Source organism: Raineyella sp. W15-4 (assembly GCF_033170155.1).
Lineage (GTDB): Bacteria > Actinomycetota > Actinomycetes > Propionibacteriales > Propionibacteriaceae > Raineyella.
This window is the reverse complement of sequence record NZ_CP137079.1, coordinates 1,631,017-1,649,844: the sequence shown is the minus strand read 5'-3', so window position 1 is coordinate 1,649,844 and position 18,828 is coordinate 1,631,017. Positions and strand designations below refer to the sequence as shown.

Annotated in this window: 14 protein-coding genes; 6 read left to right on the top strand and 8 right to left on the bottom strand. The window is 71.2% G+C overall.

Translation table 11 applies throughout. The features are described 5' to 3' along the window. Nucleotides 1-94 precede the first annotated feature (94 nt). From acnA to R0145_RS07610, 8 genes are all read right to left on the bottom strand, one after another. Nucleotides 95-2,776, bottom strand: coding sequence for an aconitate hydratase AcnA (gene acnA / locus R0145_RS07645; RefSeq protein WP_317839759.1), 2,682 nt, complete (start codon nt 2,774-2,776; stop codon nt 95-97). A 236-nt stretch (nt 2,777-3,012) separates the two neighbouring features. Beyond that, nucleotides 3,013-4,146 carry an LLM class flavin-dependent oxidoreductase gene (locus R0145_RS07640; protein ID WP_317839758.1) on the bottom strand — a complete coding sequence of 378 codons (1,134 nt, stop codon included), beginning with the start codon at nt 4,144-4,146 and terminating at the stop codon, nt 3,013-3,015. Then, entirely contained in the window at nt 4,143-5,582 is a 1,440-nt protein-coding gene (locus R0145_RS07635) for an NtaA/DmoA family FMN-dependent monooxygenase (protein WP_317839756.1), read from the bottom strand. Before R0145_RS07635 ends, R0145_RS07640 begins: the two co-directional genes overlap by 4 nt. A gap of 14 nt (nt 5,583-5,596) precedes the next feature. After that, nucleotides 5,597-6,748 (bottom strand): LLM class flavin-dependent oxidoreductase, encoded by a 1,152-nt coding sequence (locus tag R0145_RS07630; RefSeq protein ID WP_317839755.1) that lies wholly within the window; start codon nt 6,746-6,748, stop codon nt 5,597-5,599. Then, on the bottom strand, nt 6,732-8,360 hold the full coding sequence (locus R0145_RS07625) for an ABC transporter ATP-binding protein (protein ID WP_317839754.1): 1,629 nt from the start codon (nt 8,358-8,360) through the stop codon (nt 6,732-6,734). Before R0145_RS07625 ends, R0145_RS07630 begins: the two co-directional genes overlap by 17 nt. After that, nucleotides 8,357-9,277, bottom strand: a complete 921-nt coding sequence (locus R0145_RS07620; RefSeq protein WP_317839753.1) for an ABC transporter permease — start codon at nt 9,275-9,277, stop codon at nt 8,357-8,359. The genes R0145_RS07625 and R0145_RS07620 overlap by 4 nt, the downstream gene beginning before the upstream one ends. Next, entirely contained in the window at nt 9,270-10,301 is a 1,032-nt protein-coding gene (locus tag R0145_RS07615; protein WP_317839752.1) for an ABC transporter permease, read from the bottom strand. The genes R0145_RS07620 and R0145_RS07615 overlap by 8 nt, the downstream gene beginning before the upstream one ends. A 3-nt stretch (nt 10,302-10,304) precedes the next feature. Next, nucleotides 10,305-11,927, bottom strand: coding sequence for an ABC transporter substrate-binding protein (locus R0145_RS07610; protein WP_317839750.1), 1,623 nt, complete (start codon nt 11,925-11,927; stop codon nt 10,305-10,307). 463 nt (nt 11,928-12,390) lie between these two features. Between R0145_RS07610 and R0145_RS07605 the strand changes: the two genes are divergently transcribed. From R0145_RS07605 to R0145_RS07580, 6 genes are all read left to right on the top strand, one after another. Next, complete coding sequence (locus R0145_RS07605) at nt 12,391-13,557, top strand: LLM class flavin-dependent oxidoreductase (RefSeq protein ID WP_317839749.1); 1,167 nt, start codon at nt 12,391-12,393, stop codon at nt 13,555-13,557. A gap of 22 nt (nt 13,558-13,579) precedes the next feature. Beyond that, on the top strand, nt 13,580-14,038 hold the full coding sequence (locus tag R0145_RS07600) for an Rrf2 family transcriptional regulator (RefSeq protein ID WP_317839748.1): 459 nt from the start codon (nt 13,580-13,582) through the stop codon (nt 14,036-14,038). A 215-nt stretch (nt 14,039-14,253) separates the two neighbouring features. Next, nucleotides 14,254-14,799: an NADPH-dependent FMN reductase gene (ssuE, locus tag R0145_RS07595; protein ID WP_317839747.1), complete on the top strand. Its 546-nt coding sequence runs from the start codon at nt 14,254-14,256 to the stop codon at nt 14,797-14,799. 137 nt (nt 14,800-14,936) lie between these two features. Continuing rightward, complete coding sequence (locus R0145_RS07590) at nt 14,937-16,082, top strand: LLM class flavin-dependent oxidoreductase (RefSeq protein ID WP_317839746.1); 1,146 nt, start codon at nt 14,937-14,939, stop codon at nt 16,080-16,082. 13 nt (nt 16,083-16,095) lie between these two features. Beyond that, the gene (locus R0145_RS07585) at nt 16,096-17,331 is read left to right on the top strand and encodes an SfnB family sulfur acquisition oxidoreductase (RefSeq protein WP_317839744.1); all 1,236 of its coding nucleotides are present in this window, start codon (nt 16,096-16,098) and stop codon (nt 17,329-17,331) included. 23 nt (nt 17,332-17,354) lie between these two features. Beyond that, nucleotides 17,355-18,806, top strand: a complete 1,452-nt coding sequence (locus tag R0145_RS07580; protein WP_317839743.1) for an LLM class flavin-dependent oxidoreductase — start codon at nt 17,355-17,357, stop codon at nt 18,804-18,806. Nucleotides 18,807-18,828: the final 22 nt, after the last annotated feature.

The window sequence follows — 18,828 nt, the reverse complement described above, 5'->3', positions numbered from 1 at the left end:
GGCGGGGCCGGTCGGATGGTCTCCCACCCGACCGGCCCCAGCCTCGGTACGATCTGCTGCCCTCAGCCGACGCCGAGGATCAGGCTGCCCTCGTTCAGGCAGCGGCCTTCATGTGCCGCAGCACGTACTGCAGGATGCCGCCGTTGCGGTAGTAGTCGGCCTCACCGGGGGTGTCGATCCGCACCACGGCCTCGAACTCGACGACCGAGCCGTCGGGACGGGTGGCGGTCACCTGCACCGTCTTCGGGGTGACCCCGGTGTTGAGCTCCGCGACACCGGAGATGTCGAAGGTCTCCTCACCGGTCAGGCCGAGCGACTCGTGCGACTCGCCGGCCGGGAACTGCAGCGGAAGGACACCCATGCCGATCAGGTTCGAGCGGTGGATGCGCTCGTACGACTCGACGATGACGGCCTTGACGCCCAGCAGCATGGTGCCCTTGGCGGCCCAGTCACGGGACGAGCCCGAGCCGTACTCCTTGCCGCCCAGGACGACCAGCGGGGTGCCGGCGGCGCGGTAGGCCTCGGAGGCGTCGAACACGGTGGTCACCGGACCCTCGGCCTGGGTGAAGTCGCGGGTGAAGCCACCCTCGGTGCCCGGGGCGATCTGGTTGCGGAGCCGGATGTTGGCGAAGGTGCCGCGGATCATCACCTCGTGGTTGCCGCGCCGGGAGCCGTACGAGTTGAAGTCCTTGCGCTCCACACCGTGGCCCGCGAGGTACGTGCCGGCCGGCGAGTCGGCCTTGATGTTGCCGGCCGGCGAGATGTGGTCGGTAGTCACCGAGTCGCCGAGCTTCAGCAGGACGCGGGCGCCGGTGATGTCGCCGACCGGCTCGGGGGTCTCCGGCATGCCGTCGAAGTACGGGGCCTTGCGGACGTAGGTGGAGGCCTGGTCCCAGGTGAAGGTCTTGCCCTCCGGGGTGGGCAGCGAACGCCAGCGCTCGTCGCCCTTGAAGACGTCGGCGTAGTCCTTGGTGAACATCTCCGGGGAGATGGAGGAGGCGACGACCTCGTCGATCTCGGCCTGGGTGGGCCAGATGTCACGCAGGTAGACGTCGCTGCAGTCCTTCGGGTCCCGGCCGATCGGCTCGTTGTTCAGGTCGATGTCCATCGTGCCGGCCAGGGCGTACGCGATGACCAGCATCGGCGAGGCGAGGTAGTTCATCTTCACGTCGGGGCTGATCCGGCCCTCGAAGTTGCGGTTGCCCGAGAGCACCGCGGTGACCGCCATGTCGTTGTCGTTGACGGCCGCCGAGACCTCGGGGATCAGCGGGCCGGTGTTGCCGATGCAGGTGGTGCAGCCGTAGCCGACGGTGTTGAACTTCAGGGTGTCGAGGTACTGCTGCAGCCCGGACTTCTCGTAGTAGTCGGTGACGACCTGCGAGCCGGGGGCGACCGAGGTCTTCACCCACGGCTTCGGCGTCAGGCCCTTCTCGACGGCCTTCTTGGCGACCAGGGCCGCGCCGAGCATCACCGACGGGTTGGAGGTGTTGGTGCAGGAGGTGATCGCGGCGACGGTCACCGCACCGTTCGGCAGATCGAACGAGGTGCCGTCGGCCAGGGTGACCGGCACGGTGGCCTTCGGGTCCTCGGTGTAGGAGGGCACCGTCTGCTCGAACTTGGCCTTGGCCTCCGACAGCAGGATGCGGTCCTGCGGGCGCTTCGGGCCGGAGATCGACGGGACCACCGTCGACAGGTCCAGCTCGAGGTACTCGGAGTACTTGGCCTCGTGCGTGGTGTCGAGCCACAGGCCCTGGGTCTTGGCGTACGCCTCGACCAGCGCGATCTGATCCTCGGAGCGGCCGGTGAGCCGGAGGTAGTCGATGGTGTGGTCGTCGATCGGGAACACCGCGATGGTGGAGCCGTACTCCGGCGACATGTTGCCGATGGTGGCGCGGTTGGCCAGCGGGATGGAGGCGAGGCCCTCGCCGTAGAACTCGACGAACTTGCCGACCACGCCGTGCTTGCGCAGCATCTCGGTGATGGTGAGGACCAGGTCGGTGGCGGTGACGCCCTCGTTGAGCGAGCCGGTGAGCTTGAAGCCGACGACGCGCGGGATCAGCATGGAGACCGGCTGGCCGAGCATCGCTGCCTCGGCCTCGATGCCACCGACGCCCCAGCCGACGACGCCGAGGCCGTTGACCATGGTGGTGTGCGAGTCGGTGCCGACGCAGGTGTCGGGGTAGGCCTGCAGGACACCGTTGACCTCACGGGGGAAGACCACCCGGGCGAGGTTCTCGATGTTGACCTGGTGCACGATGCCGGTGCCCGGGGGGACCACCTTGAAGTCGTCGAAGGCAGTCTGGCCCCAGCGGAGGAACTGGTAGCGCTCGCGGTTGCGCTGGTACTCGACGTCCACGTTCTGCGCGAAAGCCTCGGGGGTGCCGAAGTGCTCGACGATGACGGAGTGGTCGATCACCATCTCGGCCGGGGAGAGCGGGTTGACCTTGGCCGGGTCGCCACCGAGGTCGGTGATCGCCTCACGCATGGTCGCCAGGTCCACCACGCACGGCACGCCGGTGAAGTCCTGCATGATCACCCGGGCCGGGGTGAACTGGATCTCCTTGCTCGGCTGGGCGTCCGGATCCCAGGCCGCCAGAGCCTTGATGTCGTCGGCGGTGATGTTGGCGCCGTCCTCGGTGCGGAGCAGGTTCTCCAGCAGGACCTTCAGGGAGTACGGGAGGTGCTCGGAGCCCTCGACCGCGTCCAGACGAAAGATCTCGTAGTTCGTGCCGTTGACCTCCAGGCCGGCCTTGGCACCCAGGCTGTTGACGCTCATGAATACAGCTCCCTCGACAGTTTTCTCTTGACGTCAAGATATCACGGTTCCCGTGCAGGTTTGATCCAACCACGTCCCCGCGGCACGCGCAGCCGTCCCGGCGATCCCGCCACTCCGCCACCCCGCCCGTGCCGGTGCCCGGTCCGCCCGCGCCTCGGGGAGCGTCCCGTCGCCCCGGAGCGTACGCGGGGCCGGAACGTACGCGGGGCCGGGCCCCCATCGCGCCCGGCCCGCGATCACAGTCCCCAGGCCCGGGCGAGCAGCTCGAAGGATCGCAGCCGGTCGCGGTGGTCGTGCGTCATCGAGGTCACCACGAGCTCATCGGCGCCGGTGGCGGTACGGAGCGCCTCCAGCCGCTCGACCACCGTGGGACCGGTCCCGACGAACTGGGTGACCAGCCGGTCGGCGACGACCGCCTCCTCCGCCGCGGTCAGCGCGCGGGCCCGGGAAGGGTCCGGGTAGGGCCGGGCCCCCTCTCCGCAGCGGATCGAATAGGCCCAGTGCCCGTAGGTGGAGGCGAGCTCCCGGGCCCGGTCGTCCGAGTCGGCCACCACCACGTCGGCGGAGACGACGACGTACGGCTCCGCCAACACAGCGGACGGCCGGAAGGCGTCGCGATAGGCCGCGACAGCCTCCAGGGTGGACGACGGGCTGACGTGGTAGTTGGCCCCGAACGGCAAGCCCAGGCGGCCCGCCAACGCAGCCGACGGGCCGGCACTGCTGCCGAACACCCACAGCTCCGGGTGTTCGCCGGTGGCCGGGGTGGCCTCGAAGGCGACCCCCTCCCGGGTGCGGAACTCACCGCGGAAGAACGCCAGGATGTCGTCGACCTGGGTCTCGAAGTCCGGGCTCGCCGCCCCGGCCTGCTGGAGCACCCCGAAGGTAGCCGCCGTCCGGGGAGCAGCGAACAGCGCATCCAGCGGGACCGGCGGCGGCACGACCACCCCGTCCACGATCCGGGTCGCCCGGGGCACCGGGGGCTGCCGCCGCGCCGGGCTGTCCCCGGCGCGCGCCGCGGCGGCCTCGGCCTTGCGCTGTCCGGACCGGCCGATACCGAGATCGATCCGCCCCGGGTGGAGTGCCTCCAGGGTGCCGAAGGATTCGGCGATCGCGGCGGCGGTGGTGTAGCCGAGCTGGACAGCGGCCACGCCGACCCTGATCCGCGAGGTGGCCGCCGCGATGGCACCGGCCAGCACGGCCGGCGAGGAGGAGGCCACCGCAACGAAGTGGTGCTCGGCCACCCAGTAGCGGCGATACCCCCAGACCTCGGCCCGGCGGGCGAGGTCGAGGGTGTTGCGCAGCGCCTGGCGGGCGGTCGAGCCCTCGGCGATCGGGGCGAGGTCGAGCACGGACAGCGGCACGGTGCTCATCCGCGGACCCCCACCGGGCCGCGCCGGCCGGTCGACGATGCCGCGGGACCCGGATCCCCGGGACCCGATGCCGCAGACGGACCCGACGGGACAGCAGCGAACGACACCGCGGGGCGCGATCCGAGCAGATCGCGCAGGGTGGCGCCCTCATACGACGTACGGAACACGCCCCGGTCCTGGAGCCGGGGCACCACCCGGTCGATGACGTCGTCCAGACCGCCGGGGGTCAGGTGCGGAACCAGGATGAAGCCGTCGCAGGCGTCGGACTGCACGTACCGGTTCATCTCGTCGGCCACCTGGTCGGCGGTGCCGACGAACTGCTGGCGGTGGGTCTCGGCGATGACCAGGTCCCGGATGCTCAACCCCTCGGTCTCCGCCCGGGCTCGCCAGGCGGCGGCCACCGCGACCGGATCCCGGTCGTGACGCACCCGTCCGCGGGTGATCGTCGCGTGTGGCGAGGGATCGACGGCGGGCAGCGGACCGTCCGGGTCGTAGCCGCTGAGGTCGGTCCCCCACACCTGTTCCAGGAAGGCGATCGCCGTCTGCGGGCCGACCTGTTGGCGGGCGATCCGGCGGGCGTTGTCCTCGGCCTCCTGACGGGTGTCGCCGAGCACGACCGACACGCCGGGCAGGATCTTGAGGTCGTCGGCGTGCCGGCCGTACGCCGGCAGCCGCCGCTTGACGTCGGCATAGAACGCCTGGCCGTCGGCGAGGGTGCCGTGCCGGGAGAAGATCACCTCGGCGTGGCCGGCCGCGAACTCGCGGCCCGCCGACGAGTCCCCGGCCTGCAGCAGCACCGGCTGGCCCTGTGGTGACCGCGGCACTTCGAACCGGCCGGTGATGTCGACGTGGCCGTCATGGAGGTCCACCGGGGCCAGGTCCTCGTCGGCGGCGAAGACACCGGCGGCCCGGTCGATCCGCGGCGGGCGACCCCAGCTGTCCCACAGCCGGCGGGCGGCCGACACCACGGCGGCCGCCCGGTCGTAGCGCAGACCGTAGTCGAGGAAGCCGCCGCGGCGGAAGTTCTCACCGGTGAACGCATCGGGGGAGGTGACGATGTTCCACGCCGCCCGCCCCTCGGACAGATGGTCGAGGGTAGCGAACTGCTTGGCCAGCTCGTACGGCTCGTTGAACGTGGTGTTGATCGTGGCGGCCAGGCCGAGCCGGGTGGTCACCCCGGCGATCGCCTGCAGGACGGTGAAGGTGTCGGGTCGTCCGACGACGTCCAGATCGAAGATCCGGTTGCCCTGCTCGCGCAACCGCAGCCCCTCGGCCAGGAAGAAGAAGTCGAACAGGCCCTCCTCGGCCTTGCGGGCCAGATGCACGAAGGAGTCGATGTCGATCTGGCTGCGGGACCGTGGGTCGGTCCACACGGTCGTGTTGTTCACCCCGGGGAAGTGCGCGGCGAGGTGGATCTGCTTCGGGCGTGGTGTCATGGTCGGTGGTCTCCTCAGGCTGCGTAACGGTTCGCCGGGCGGCTCAGCCCGAGCAGCTCCCGCAGAGTGGTGTCGTCGCGGGCGAGCTCCGGCGGGCGGAGCGCCGGCAGGACGTGCTGGGTCAGGACAGTGACACCGCCGGCCAGTGCCAGCGGACGCAGCACCACCCCGTCCAGCGGGGGCCGGGCCCCGACGTCGGTGATCAGCCCGACCAGCGAAGCAGCGGAGCCGACCCGGAGCAGGGTCCGGCCGCGGTAGGGCTCCCCGGCCCATTCCTCCAACTGGGCGAGCTCACGGATCGCGGTCGCCTCGTCGGCGTCGACGTGGGCGTCGACGTCGAGCAGGATGCGCAGCTCCCGGTCACCCGCCTCCCGGCGGAGCTCACCGGCGAGGGCCTCCGCGGCGTCGACGTCGTCCGCGGCCACCCGGATGATGTCCGCGGTGCGCACCGCCACCGCCCGGGAGGCCTGATCGGTGACGGCGATGACGACGACCGGCCGGCCCTGCGGGGACCGGGGGGTGATGGAGGGGCCCTTCACCGAGAAGTGCCGGCCGACGAAGTCGATGTAGTGGAGCTTCTCCCGGTCGACGAAGCGGCCGGTCGCGACGTCGCGGATCTCGGCGTCGTCCTCCCACGAGTCCCACAGCCGGGAGGCCACCTCGATCACCTCCGCGGCCTCGTCCCACAGGTCAGCGGGATCCTGGACCTCCTTGCGGCCGAAGAGCCGGTAGCCGGCCGGGTCGGCAGAGACATCAACCTGCCACCCGGCGCGACCCCGGGTGGTGTGGTCCAAGCTCTGCACCGCCTTGGCCACGTGGAACGGTTCGGTGTGGGTGGTCGTCTGGGTCGGGACCAACCCGATCCGTCGCGTGGTCGTCGAGAGCCGGGCCGCGGTGCCGAGCGCCTCCAGCCGTCCGCGGACCGTGCCCGGGCCGCTCGCCACGCCGAACCGGTCCGGGAAGAAGGCGATGTCGGCCCCGGCCGCGTCGAGCCGGCCGGTGAGATCGGCCCAGTAGCGGGGGCCGAAGAGCTCCTCGGCGCGGGAGTCCTCCCGGCGCCAGGCCTGCGGATGGGCGCCGGCACCGGGCAGGTCGACGCCGACCAGCGGGTATGGCCGGGGCGAGGGCTGAGGTCGCCAGGAGGCGGGGTCAGGAGTGGACGGCATGGTCGAAGGCCTTTCCGGGGATGGCGTCCAGCAGGGCGCGGGTGTAGTCGTCGGTCGGATGGTCGAAGACCTCGGCGGCCGGGCCGTGCTCGACGACCACCCCGGCCCGCATCACCGCGACCCGGTCGGCGATCCGCCGGGCGACCGCCAGGTCGTGGGTGATGAAGAGGTAGCTCAGGCCGCGTTCCCGTTGCAGTCGTTCGAGCAGCTCGAGGATGCGGGCCTGGACGGACACGTCGAGGGCGGAGACCGGCTCGTCGAGAACGAGCAGGTCCGGGCCAGGGGCCAGGGCGCGGGCGATGGCGACGCGCTGTCGCTGCCCGCCGGAGAGTTCCGCCGGCCGGCGGTCCAGATGCTCGGGGTCCAGCGCCACCGAGGCCGCCAGGTCGTGGACGACGCGGGCGCGGGACGCCCGTTCGCCGAGCCCGAAGGCCCGCAGCGGTTCGGCGATGATGGCACCGATCGTCATCCGGGGGTCCAGCGAGGCGTACGGGTTCTGTTGGACGATCTGGATCCGCCGGCGCAGGGCACGCAGGGCGGTGCCGCGCAGCAGGGTGATCGGTCGCCCGTCGAACTCGACGCTGCCGCGATCCGGCTGTTCCAGGCGCATCGCGATCCGCGCGGTGGTCGACTTGCCCGAGCCGGATTCCCCGACCACCGCCAGCGTGCCGCCGCGGGGGACCTCGAGGTCGATCCCGCGGACCGCGGGCAGCCGGATCCCACGGCCCAGGTCGAAGGTCTTGTGGATCCCGGCCAGGCGGAGCACCGGCCCGCCGGCGGGCAGCGCCGGCCGGTGGACGGAGAGGTGACGGTGTGCGCCGATGCCCGGTGCGGCGGCGAGGAGCCGGCGGGTGTAGTCGTGGCGCGGGGAGGCGAGGATCTCCCGGGTCGGCCCCTGCTCCACCACGGCACCGCCCCGCATCACCACCACCCGATCCGCCCGATCGGACGCCACCGCCAGATCGTGGGTGATCAGCAGCACCGCGCTGCCGATCGCCCGGGTCATCTCCGCCAGATGGTCGAGGATCCGGCGCTGGACCGTGACGTCCAGGGCCGAGGTGGGCTCGTCGGCGACCACCAGCTGCGGTGAGCAGGCGGTGGCGATCCCGATCAGGACGCGTTGGCGCTGGCCGCCGGAGAGCTGGTGGGGGTACTGGCGGGCGCGCAGCGCAGGATCATCGATCCCGGCGCGCTCGAGGATCTCGACGGCCCGGACCCGGGCCGCTCGGCGATCCGCGAGCCGGTGGACCCGCAGCACCTCCGCGATCTGCTCGCCGACGGTGTGCACCGGGTTGAGCGACGTGCCCGGATCCTGCGGCACGAATCCGATCCGGCGGCCGCGGATGGCCGTCATCGCCCGCTCCCCCGCCCCGTCGAGCCGGTCACCGTCGAAGGTGACGCTGCCGCCGGCGGTGACGGCGCTCGTCGGCAGCAGGCCCAGCACCGCATGGGCGGTGGTCGACTTGCCGGAGCCGGACTCCCCGACGAGGGCCACCACCTCGCCGGGTCGGACGGTCAGGCTCACGCCGCGGACCGCCGGCACCGCCCCCCGTCCGTACGCCACCGACAGGTCGTCGATGGCCAGCAACGGCCGGGTCGAGGGCGCGGTCATCGGTGTTCCTCCGGAGCCAGGGCCCGGGCGAGGACGTTCGCCGCGAGGACGGTGGCGACGATCACCAGACCGGGCAAGGTGGAGAGCCACCAGGCGGTGGCGAGGTAGTTGCGGCCGTCGGCGATCAGCGACCCCCACTCGGGTGTCGGTGGCGCCGCACCGAAGCCGAGGAAGCTGAGGGCAGAGATGGCCAGTACGGCGCCGCCGAACTCCACCGCGGCCAGTGACAGCACCGGCAGCACCGAGTTCGGCAGGATGTGCCGCGCCAGGATGCCGGCCGGCCGCACTCCCGAGGCCCGGGCGGCCTCGATGTAGGGCGCGTGCTTCACGCGGAGGACCTCCGAGCGCATCACCCGGGCGAAGCTGGCGACCAGCGAGACGCCCACCGCGATCGCCACGTTGACGGTGCCGAAGCCCAGGGCGGTGACCAGGGCCAGCGACAACAGCAGCGACGGGACGGACAACAGGACGTCGACCGTACGCATCAGGACCGTGTCGACCGTCCCCCCGACGGCACCGGCCAGCAGGCCCAGGACGGACCCGACCCCCAGCGCGATCCCCACGGCCAGGGTGGTGGCGGTCAGCGATCGGCCGGCGCCGTACACGATCCGGGTGTAGAGGTCGCGGCCCAGCTGGTCGGTCCCGAACCAGTGCTGCGGTCCGGGTGGTCGCAGCCGGTGCGACGGGACGCTGAGCAACGGATCCCCCGGCGCCAGCAGGTGCGGCGTCACCGCCGCGGTGATCACCAGCAGCAGGACCGCACCGGCGAGGACCGTGCCGCCGTGCCGGACCAGCCAGGTCGGCAGCGCACCGCGCAGACCCCCGCTCTGGGACGGGCGGCGGGTCGGACCGGCGATCGGGACAGCCGGGGTGGCCGGGGTCGCCGATTGGCGGGCCTGCAGGACCGTCTCAGGCATGGACCAGCTCCTCGTCCCGAGGTGTCGTGGCGGGCGCAGCCACCGCGGCCGGGTCGGCGGGCCGGCCCGGACCCGACGCCGCCGGGCCGGATGCCGCGGAGATCCGCGGGTCCAGTAACGGGTAGGCCAGGTCGACGGCGAGGTTGATCACCACGAAGACTGTCGCGCAGAGCATCACCACCCCCTGGACCACCGGGATGTCCTGGGTGAGGACCGCCTGCTGGGTGAGCCGACCGACACCGTTGCGCGCGAAGACCGTCTCGACGACGACGGAGCCGGCCAGCAGGTTGCCGACGATGACCCCGGCCACCGTCAGGGCGTTCACCGCCGCGGGCCGGAAGGCGTGATGGCCGAGGATCCGGCGCCGGCTGACGCCCTTGGCCCGGGCGGTGGCGATGAAGGGTCGGTGCAGCGTCGACTCCAGCGCATCGCCGAGCACCTGGGCGATCACCGCCCCGGTCGGCAGGGCGAGGGTGAGGGCGGGCAGGATCACGTGCACCGGTGCGGAGTCGCCGAAGGCCGGCAGGAGCCGCAGTCCGAACGAGAAGATCTGGACCAACACCAGACCGACCCAGAAGGTCGGCAGCGCGGTGGAGACCGGCGGCAGCGCCCGCAGGAACGCCTTGAGGCGCCGCGACCGGGTCCAGGCCGTCGCGACGGCGAGCCCGGCCCCGGCCAGCAGGGCGAGGCCCAGCGCGGCGCCGGCCAGTGCGAGGGTGCTCGGCAGGGCCGTCCCGATCAGCCCGGTCACCGGCCGGCCGGTGGTGATCGACAGGCCGAGATCACCGCCGACCGCGCCCCGGAGGCTCTGCAGGTACTGCTGCCAGACCGGCAGGTCGAGGCCGTAGCGGGCCTTCAGCTGGGCGGTCGCCGCCGGGTCGAGCGTTCCGGCCTCCGCCACCCCGTCGACCATCATGCTGATCGGATCGGAGGGCAGCAGGTAGAGGATCAGGAACGAGAGGGTGAAGGCGGCCCACAGGACTCCGGCCGACTGCAGCAGCCGCCGCACCAGGTAACCGGCCATCGGTCAGGCCCCCAGCCAGGTGTCGTAGAAGGTGAGCCGGGAGGAGGCGTCGAAGGAGAGGTCCTTCACCTTGCCGGCGGCGCCGATCGCCTGGGACAGCTCGATGGTGGGGATCCACAGCCCCTCGTCGATCACCTGCTGCTGCGCGGTGGCCAGGTCGGCGTTGCGCTCGGTCGCATCGGTCGCGGTCTGCTGGTTGACCAGCGTCTCGTCCAGCTGCGTCGGCGCGGTGCGGTTGTTGAAGTTGCGCCCCTGGGTGACCCCGAAGGTCGTCCGGAGGATGTCACCGTCGGCCCGGGTGGAGTTGTAGTAGACGGCATCGAAGTCCTTGGCGTTCTGCGCCGCGGTGTTCTCCGCGGTCGTCTGCAGCTTCAGCTGCAGGTCGACCCCGACCGCCTTGAACTGCTGCTGGACGAGCTCCAGGATCGCCTGGTTGCCGGCGAAGACCGAGGTGAAGCTGACGCTGAACGTCAGCCGCTGGCCGTCCTTCACCCGGATGCCGTCCGCACCAGGGACCCAGCCGGCCTGGTCCAGGATCTTCCGGGACCTGTCCGGGTCGTACGTCACCGCGGCGACGGCGCGGTAGCCGGGGGTGCTGGAGGCCAGTGACGAGGTGGCGGGCTTGAAGTCGGCCCCGACGACGGTGTCGACGAGCTCCTGACGGTTCACGGCGCTGATCAGTGCCTGTCGTACGGCCGGGTCCTGCAGGGGGCCGCGCTGCACGTTCGGCTGGAACCCGAAGGGGACCCCCGGGTTGGACACGCTGAGGATCCGGCCGCCGGCGCCCTGGATGACCGGTGCGTCCTGGGTGAGCGCATCGGAGCCGGCGTCCAGCTGCCCGGACGCCACGCTGCCCGCGCGGACGCCCGATTCCGGTACGACGGTGAAGTCGATCCGGTCGAGGTAGGCCTCCCCGGTGTGGTGGACGGCCGACGAGGCCCAGTTGTAGCCGGCCCGGCGGACGACGCTGGCCGACTTCTCCTGGACGTACGAGTCGTAGACGAACGGACCGGAGCCGACCACCGTGGCGCACCGGTCCTCGGCGGACTTCGCGGTGTCGGCGGCGGAGACGATACCCAACTGTGAGGTGGAGGTGGCCTGGAGGAACTGCGCGTTGGGCCGGTCGAAGCGGATCTCCACGGTCTGCGCATCGACGGCGGTGCTGCCCTGGTAGCCGGCCAGGTAGCTCGACGCCAGCGGCGCCTTCGCCTTGAGGGTGCTGGTGATGGCGTCGAAATTGGCCTTCACCGCCTGCGCGTCGAGCGCGCTCCCGTCGCTGAAGGTCACCCCGGGGCGGAGCTTGAAGGTGAAGGTCTTCGCATCCGGGGAGACGGTCCAGGACTCGGCGAGCCACGGGACGATCTCGCCGGTCTTCGGATTCTGGTCGGTCAGTGAGTCGACCACCGTACGGGTCACGTAGATCGTCTGGTTGGTGCCCGACTGCGCCGGGTCGGCGCAGGTGGGGGCCTGGGACAGGCCGTAGCGGAGCGTGCCGCCGGCGACCGGGTGGGCGTCGGCGGCGGCGTCGGCGGTCGCGCCCGCGGTGCTGCAGGCGGTCAGCAGAGGGCCCGACAGCGCCAGCAGCGCCGCGGCAGTGCCGACACGGGTCGAGAGATGAACGGCCATGGATTCGCATCCTTCTGGTTCTGGGAGAGGTCGAGGCGACGCAGGGACCGGCGAAGGTGCTCGCTCCCGGACCGCCAGGCAGAAGGGAACCTAATGATGTACATAAGCCTTGTCAATACACTATTCCACCTGTAGGTTTTTCTGACAACCACCGTCCGAGGGTCCGGCCACCGCTGACCCCCGCATCCCAGGAGCACCATGGCCGACAGCGCTGCACGGACGACCCTGATCGCCGTGTCGACCGAGTTCACCGGGACTCTGGCCCTCCCGGTGGTCGCCGGGACCGAGGCATACCACCCCGGGCAGGCCCTCCACGAGTTGTTCTCCTGGGCCCTGGCCGGTTGCCGGAGCCACCACGACACCACCGACCCCGCCCCGGAGCCGTCGGCGTCGCCCGTTCCGCCCGCCACCCCCTCACCGACCGCCGGCGGCGGCCGTCCCCACGACCGAAAGGTGCCCGACCGTGCGCTTCCAGCTGCTCGACATCGTCTTCAACCCCGCCCACCCCGTCACCGGTGAACGCGTCCCGGCCGACGAGCGGCTCCGTCGGGTGGTCGAGACCGCCGTCCTCGCCGAGCGGCTCGGCATCGACTCCTTCGCGATCGGCGAGCGTCACGCCGGCGACGTGCTCTCCTCGGCCCCGACCGTCATCCTGGGTGCCCTCGCCGCCCGCACCGAGCGGATCCTGCTGAGCACCGGGGTGACCGTGCTCTCGCTGCTGGACCCGGTGCGGGTGGCCGAGGACCTGGCCACCGTCGACCAGCTCTCCCGAGGGCGCCTGGAAATCGTCATCGGCAAGGGCAACGAGGTGCTGCAGTACCCGATCCTGGGGCGCGACATCCGCTTGCAGTACGAGTACCTGGAGGAGAACTACCTCCTGCTGCGCCGTCTCCTGAGTGAGGAGGACGTCACCTGGACCGGTCGCCACCGCCCGCCACTGGAACACGCCACCACCCTGCCGCGCCCGTTCGACGGGCCGTTCCGGATCTGGCACGGGTCGGCCACCTCGACCTTCGCCGTCGACCTGGCCGCCCGGTGGGGGGACCCGATCTTCTCGGCCAACGCGCTGCAGCCGCGCGAGGCCTACCGGGAACTCATCGACCGCTACCGCGAGCACTACATCGCCCACGGCCACGACCCGGCCACAGCGTACGTCGGGGCGGGATCGGGCACCCTGTTCATCGCCGACACGACCGAACAGGCGATCGAGCAGTACCGGCCCCTCTACGAGGGACAGGTCCGCGCCGCGGACCGGCGCCGACACGATCCGGCGGCCCGCGGCAAGGTCACCTCGTTCCGCAGCATCGAGGAGGCGGTGGACCACGGCCCCGCCCTGGTCGGGTCACCCGAGCGGATCGCCGAGAAGATCCTGGACTACCACCGGGCGTACGGACACGACGTCCAGTCCTTCAGCCTCAACCACCACCTGGAGCCCGGTCACCAGGACGAGCAACTGGCCAGGTTCGCCGAGGAGGTCATCCCGCTGGTCCGACGGGAGACCCCGACGACCCTGTGGGGCCCCACCGACACCGGCCGGGCCAAGGGCTTCACCGCGGCCGGCGACACCGTCGGCCCGACCTCCGGCGATGCCGATCGGAGATGGCAGACCGTCGCTCACCACCGAGCGTGAGGCCGTCAACTACTATGCGGCTGTGAACCTCTCTGCGCGCACCGAGTACGCCGTCCGCGCGATGGTGCACCTGGCGACCGCCGACCCGGCCGAGCCGGTCACCCTCGATTCCGTCGCCCAACAGGAGGACCTGCCCCGCAAGTTCATGGAGGCGATCTTCGCCGACCTGCGACGGGCCGGCCTGATCACCAGCCTGCGCGGCTCCCGGGGCGGCTATTTCCTGTCCCGCGGCAGTGACGCCATCACCATCGGCGACATCATGCGGGCGGTGGACGGCCCGCTCTGGGAGGTCCGGGGCCTGCGCCCACAGGACACCGAATACCGCGGCGCCACCCACCACCTGCCGACCCTCTGGGTCGCGGTACGGGCCTCACTGCGGGCCGTACTGGACTCGACCACGCTCAGCGAGCTGGCGAGCGGGCACTTCAACGAGCGGGTAACGGCGCTGACCACCAGTGCGGACGCCTGGATGAACCACTGACGACGCGATCACCGGCGCGCTCCCCCTTTCCCATTCCGTCACCCGCCGGCTGCGCAGACTCTTGTTCCGCGACCCGGCACGCTCGATCCTCGGAAAGACGCCGATTTATCGCAATAATCCCTATTGATTTGCTAGTGTATTGACGCTGCTTATGGCCGGCATTAGCGTCGAGGTGTCGAAGCATCGCCCCTCCCCGCGTCCCGGAAAGGCCTCTCATGACCCACCTGCTCACCGTCTCCGGCAGCCCGTCCGCCACGTCGCGGGGCAACGCCCTGGCCCACCTCGTCGGCGCCCAGCTGGCCGCAGAGGGTCACCAGGTCGATCACCTGTCCGTCCGTGACCTGCCGGCCGAGGCTCTGCTGCACGCCGACTTCGGCAATGCGGAGATCCGGGCCAGTCAGGAAGCGGTGGACCGGGCGGACGGGGTGGTCATCGTCACTCCGGTCTACAAGGCGTCGTTCTCCGGCGCGCTCAAGGCCTGGCTCGATCTGCTGCCGCAGACCGCCCTGGAAGGCAAGACGGTGCTGCCGCTGGCCACCAGCGGCTCGCTGGCCCATGCCCTCGCCCTCGACTACGCCCTGCGGCCGGTCCTGCAGGCCCTCGGCGCCCGCCACGTGGTGCAGAGCCACCTGGTCACCGACACCCAGCTCACCGTCGGCCCGGACGGCAGCGTACGGCTGCACGAGTCCGCGGTGCACCGCCTCGACGCCACCCTGGACGCGTTCGTCGACGCCCTGCCGTACGCCCGGACCACTGTCTGATCCGACGAGCTGTCCCCTCCAGCGAGCTGTCGGATCCGACGACTGTCTGATCCGACCACTGTCTGATCCGAGCACCGAACACCCCGGTGGACGCACCCGCCACCGCTCCTGAACAGCACGAAAGGACTGACTCCGTCTTGTTGGACTTCCACTGGTTCCTGCCCACCTACGGCGATTCCCGCCAGATCATCGGCGGTGGCCACGGTCTACCGGCCTACACCGCGATCAAGGACCGGCCGGCTTCGGTCAAATACCTCACCCAGATCGCCACCGCCGCGGACGAACTGGGGTTCGAGGGCATGCTCATCCCGACCGGCGCCTGGTGCGAGGATGCCTGGATCACGGCGGCCCTGCTCGCCGGCCGCACCGAACGGGTCAAGTTCCTGGTCGCGCTGCGGCCCGGTGCCATCTCCCCCACCCTCGCCGCCCAGATGGCAGCCACTCTGCAGTGGCAGACCGACGGACGGCTGCTGCTCAACGTCGTCACCGGTGGCGAATCGCACGAGCAGCGCGCCTATGGCGACTACGAGGACAAGGCCGGCCGGTACGCCCGGTGCGATGAGTTCCTGCAGGTCTTCCGACGGCTGTGGGAGTCGACCGCGCCGGTGGACCACCACGGCCACTATTTCGATCTCGACGGCGCCACGCTGCACCGGAGGCCGCCGCGCCCGCCGCTCTACTTCGGTGGCTCCTCCGGCGCGGCCGGGCCGGTCTTCGCCGACAATTGCGACGTCTATCTGACCTGGGGCGAGCCGCCGGCCGCGGTGCGGCAGAAGATCGCCTGGATCCAGGGGCTCGTCGACGAGCGACACCGCCGGGTCGACTACGGCATCCGCCTGCACGTCATCACCCGCGACACCGCCGAGGAGGCGTGGGCCGCCGCCGGCCGGCTGCTGGACGGCATCGCGCCGGAACAGATCGAACGCGTGCAGGCCGGTCTGCGGCGCTCGGAATCGGAGGGCCAACGCCGGATGCTGGAGCTCAACCGCGGCACCAAGGACGATCTCGTCGTGTCGCCGAATCTCTGGGCCGGCGTCGGCCTGGTCCGCGGCGGCGCCGGGACCGCCCTGGTCGGATCCCACACCGAGGTCGCCGACCGGATCCAGGAGTACGCGGCGCTGGGGCTGACGAAGTTCGTGCTGAGTGGGTACCCGCACCTGGAAGAGGCGTACTGGTTCGGGGAGGGCGTCCTCCCCATCCTGGAGGAGCGCGGCGTGTGGGCTCATCCGGCGCGCCGGGACGAGCCGGCCGTCAGTCACGTGCCCTTCGCCGCGGCGATCTGAGGGGCAGGCGGCGATGACCGACATTCTCCGTCACCCGCCCGCAGACCGGGAGACCGCCGCCGCCCAGCGCGTTCCCGTGCTCGACCCGGAGGAGGCCTTCGCCGCCGCCGAGCGGTTGGCCTCCACATTCGCCCGCGGAGCCGCCGAACGCGACGCCCGGCGCATCCTGCCCGCCGCGGAGGTCGAGGTCCTCAGCGCGAGCGGTCTGCTGGCGCTCAGCATCCCGCGGGAATCCGGTGGCGCCGGCGCCACGCCCTCGACGATCGCCCAGGTGATCCGGATCCTCGCCACCGCGGATCCGAACATCGCCCAGATCCCCCACTCGCACTTCGTGTATCTCAATCTCCTCCGCCTCGCCGCAGCTGAGCCGCTGCGTGAGGAGCTGTACGACGAGGTGCTGCACGGCGCCCGCCTGGGCAACGCGCAGTCGGAACTGAAGGGGCCGACCGCCCTGTCGATCAGCACCGTGCTGACCCCCGACGGCGACCGCGGCTACCGGCTGAACGGGCGCAAGGGGTACGCGACCGGCGCGCTCTTCGCCACCTGGATCCCGGTGCTGGCCGAGCTCGACGGCAGCGGTGAGAACGCGGTGGCCTTCGTCCGCCGCGACGCCGACGGGGTGACCGTCCTCGACGACTGGGACGGCATGGGCCAGCGCACCACCGCGAGCGGACAGGTGCATCTCGACGACGTCCGGGTCCCCGCCGCGCGGGTGGTACGGCGTGGCGACGCCGTCAGCGGACCGTACGGCTACGGCGCGTACGCCCAGCTGCTGCACGGCGCGATCGACACCGGCATCGCCGAGGGCGCCCTGGCCGAGGCCGCCGCCTTCGTCCGGACGACCTCGCGGCCCCATCACGAGGCCGGCGTGACCAAGGCGGTCGATGACCCGTTGACGATCCAACGGATCGGTGAGCTCGACGTCCGCGTCCGGGCTGCCCGGGCCCAGCTGCGGGTCGCGGGGGAAGCCGTCGACGCCGTCCACCGGCAGCCCGATGAGGACAACGCGACCGAGGCCACTCTCGCGGTCGCGGCGCTGAAGATCCTCGCCGCGGAGGCCGCTCTGGCCGTCACCGAGGGCGGTTTCGAGGTCTCCGGCACCCGAGCGGTGGCGCGGGCCGGCAATTTCGATCGTCACTGGCGCAATGCCCGCACCCACACGCTGCACGACCCGGTGCGCTGGAAGTACCAGCACCTCGGCCGTTTCCGTCTCACCGGGCAGCGGCCGCCGCGCACCGGCACTCTCTGACCCGACGAACCGAAAGCTCGATCATGACCGAGAACCGCCCCTCCGGCCGCGAGATCCTCTTCAACGCGTTCGACATGAACTGCGTCGCCCACCAGTCCCCCGGCCTGTGGCGCCACCCCGACGACCACGCCCGCGACTACGCCACCCTCTCCTACTGGACCGGCCTCGCCCGGACCCTCGAGCGGGGGCTCTTCGACGGGTTGTTCATCGCCGATGTCCTCGGAACGTACGACGTGTACGGCGCCACCAACGAGGCGCCGCTCCGGACCGGCGCCCAGGTGCCGGTGAACGACCCCATCCTGCTGGTCTCCGCGATGGCCGCGGTCACCGATCATCTCGGCTTCGGGGTGACGGCCGGCACGGCGTACGAACACCCGTATCCGTTCGCCCGCCGCTTGGCAACACTGGACCACCTGACGAACGGGCGGGTGGGCTGGAACGTCGTCACCGGCTATCTCCCGTCGGCCGCCCAGAACATGGGGCACCACGACCAGATGTCCCATGACGAGCGCTACGACCACGCCGACGAGTATCTGGAGGTGATCTACAAGCTGCTCGAAGGTTCGTGGGACGACGACGCAGTGCTGGACGATCCCGAGGCCGGATTCGTCGACCCGGCGAAGGTGCACGCGATCAACCACCACGGGCGGTACTTCGACGTCCCCGGCATCGCGCTCACCGCGCCCAGCCCGCAGCGGACCCCGGTCATCTACCAGGCCGGGACGTCCAGGCGCGGTGTCCGCTTCGCCGGCGAGAACGCAGAGGCCGTGTTCATCAGCACACCGACGGCGGAGCTCACGGCCGACAGTGTCCGCAAGCTGCGCGCCGCCGCCGAAGCCGCCGGCCGGGACCGTGAGGCGATCAAGGTCTTCGCCATGCAGACCGTCATCACCGGTGCGACGGACGAGGAGGCCGAGGCGAAGTTCGAGGAGTACCGCCGGTACGCCGATCCTGAGGGCGCACTCGTGCTGCTGTCCGGATGGACCGGTGTGGACCTGTCCCGGTTCGCTCTCGACGAGCCCGTCGGCAATGTGGAGTCCAACGCGATCCAGTCCACGGTGGAGACGATCCTCGGCGCCCGCCGGGGGGACGGCCGACCGTGGACCGTCCGTGACTTCAGCGAGTACATCGGTATCGGAGGATTCGGGCCGATCCTCGTCGGCTCCGGTGCGACGGTGGCCCGCAGGCTCGCCGAGCTGCAGGACCTGACCGACGTGGACGGGTTCAACCTCGCCTACGTGATCACCCCCGGCACGTTCGAGGACATCGTGACGTACGTCGTCCCCGAGCTGCAGAAGCTCGGACGCTACAAGACCGAGTACACCTCCGGGACGCTCCGCCACAAGCTGTTCGGCGCCGGCGATCGCCTGCCTGACGACCACCGCGGCAGCCGGTTCCGAGTGGGCGGCGACCTCTCCACCGCCTCCGACCGGCTGGAATCGATCAGCTCACAGCTCACTGCCGCCTCCGCCTGACCGCCACGCTGTCCATCAGAAA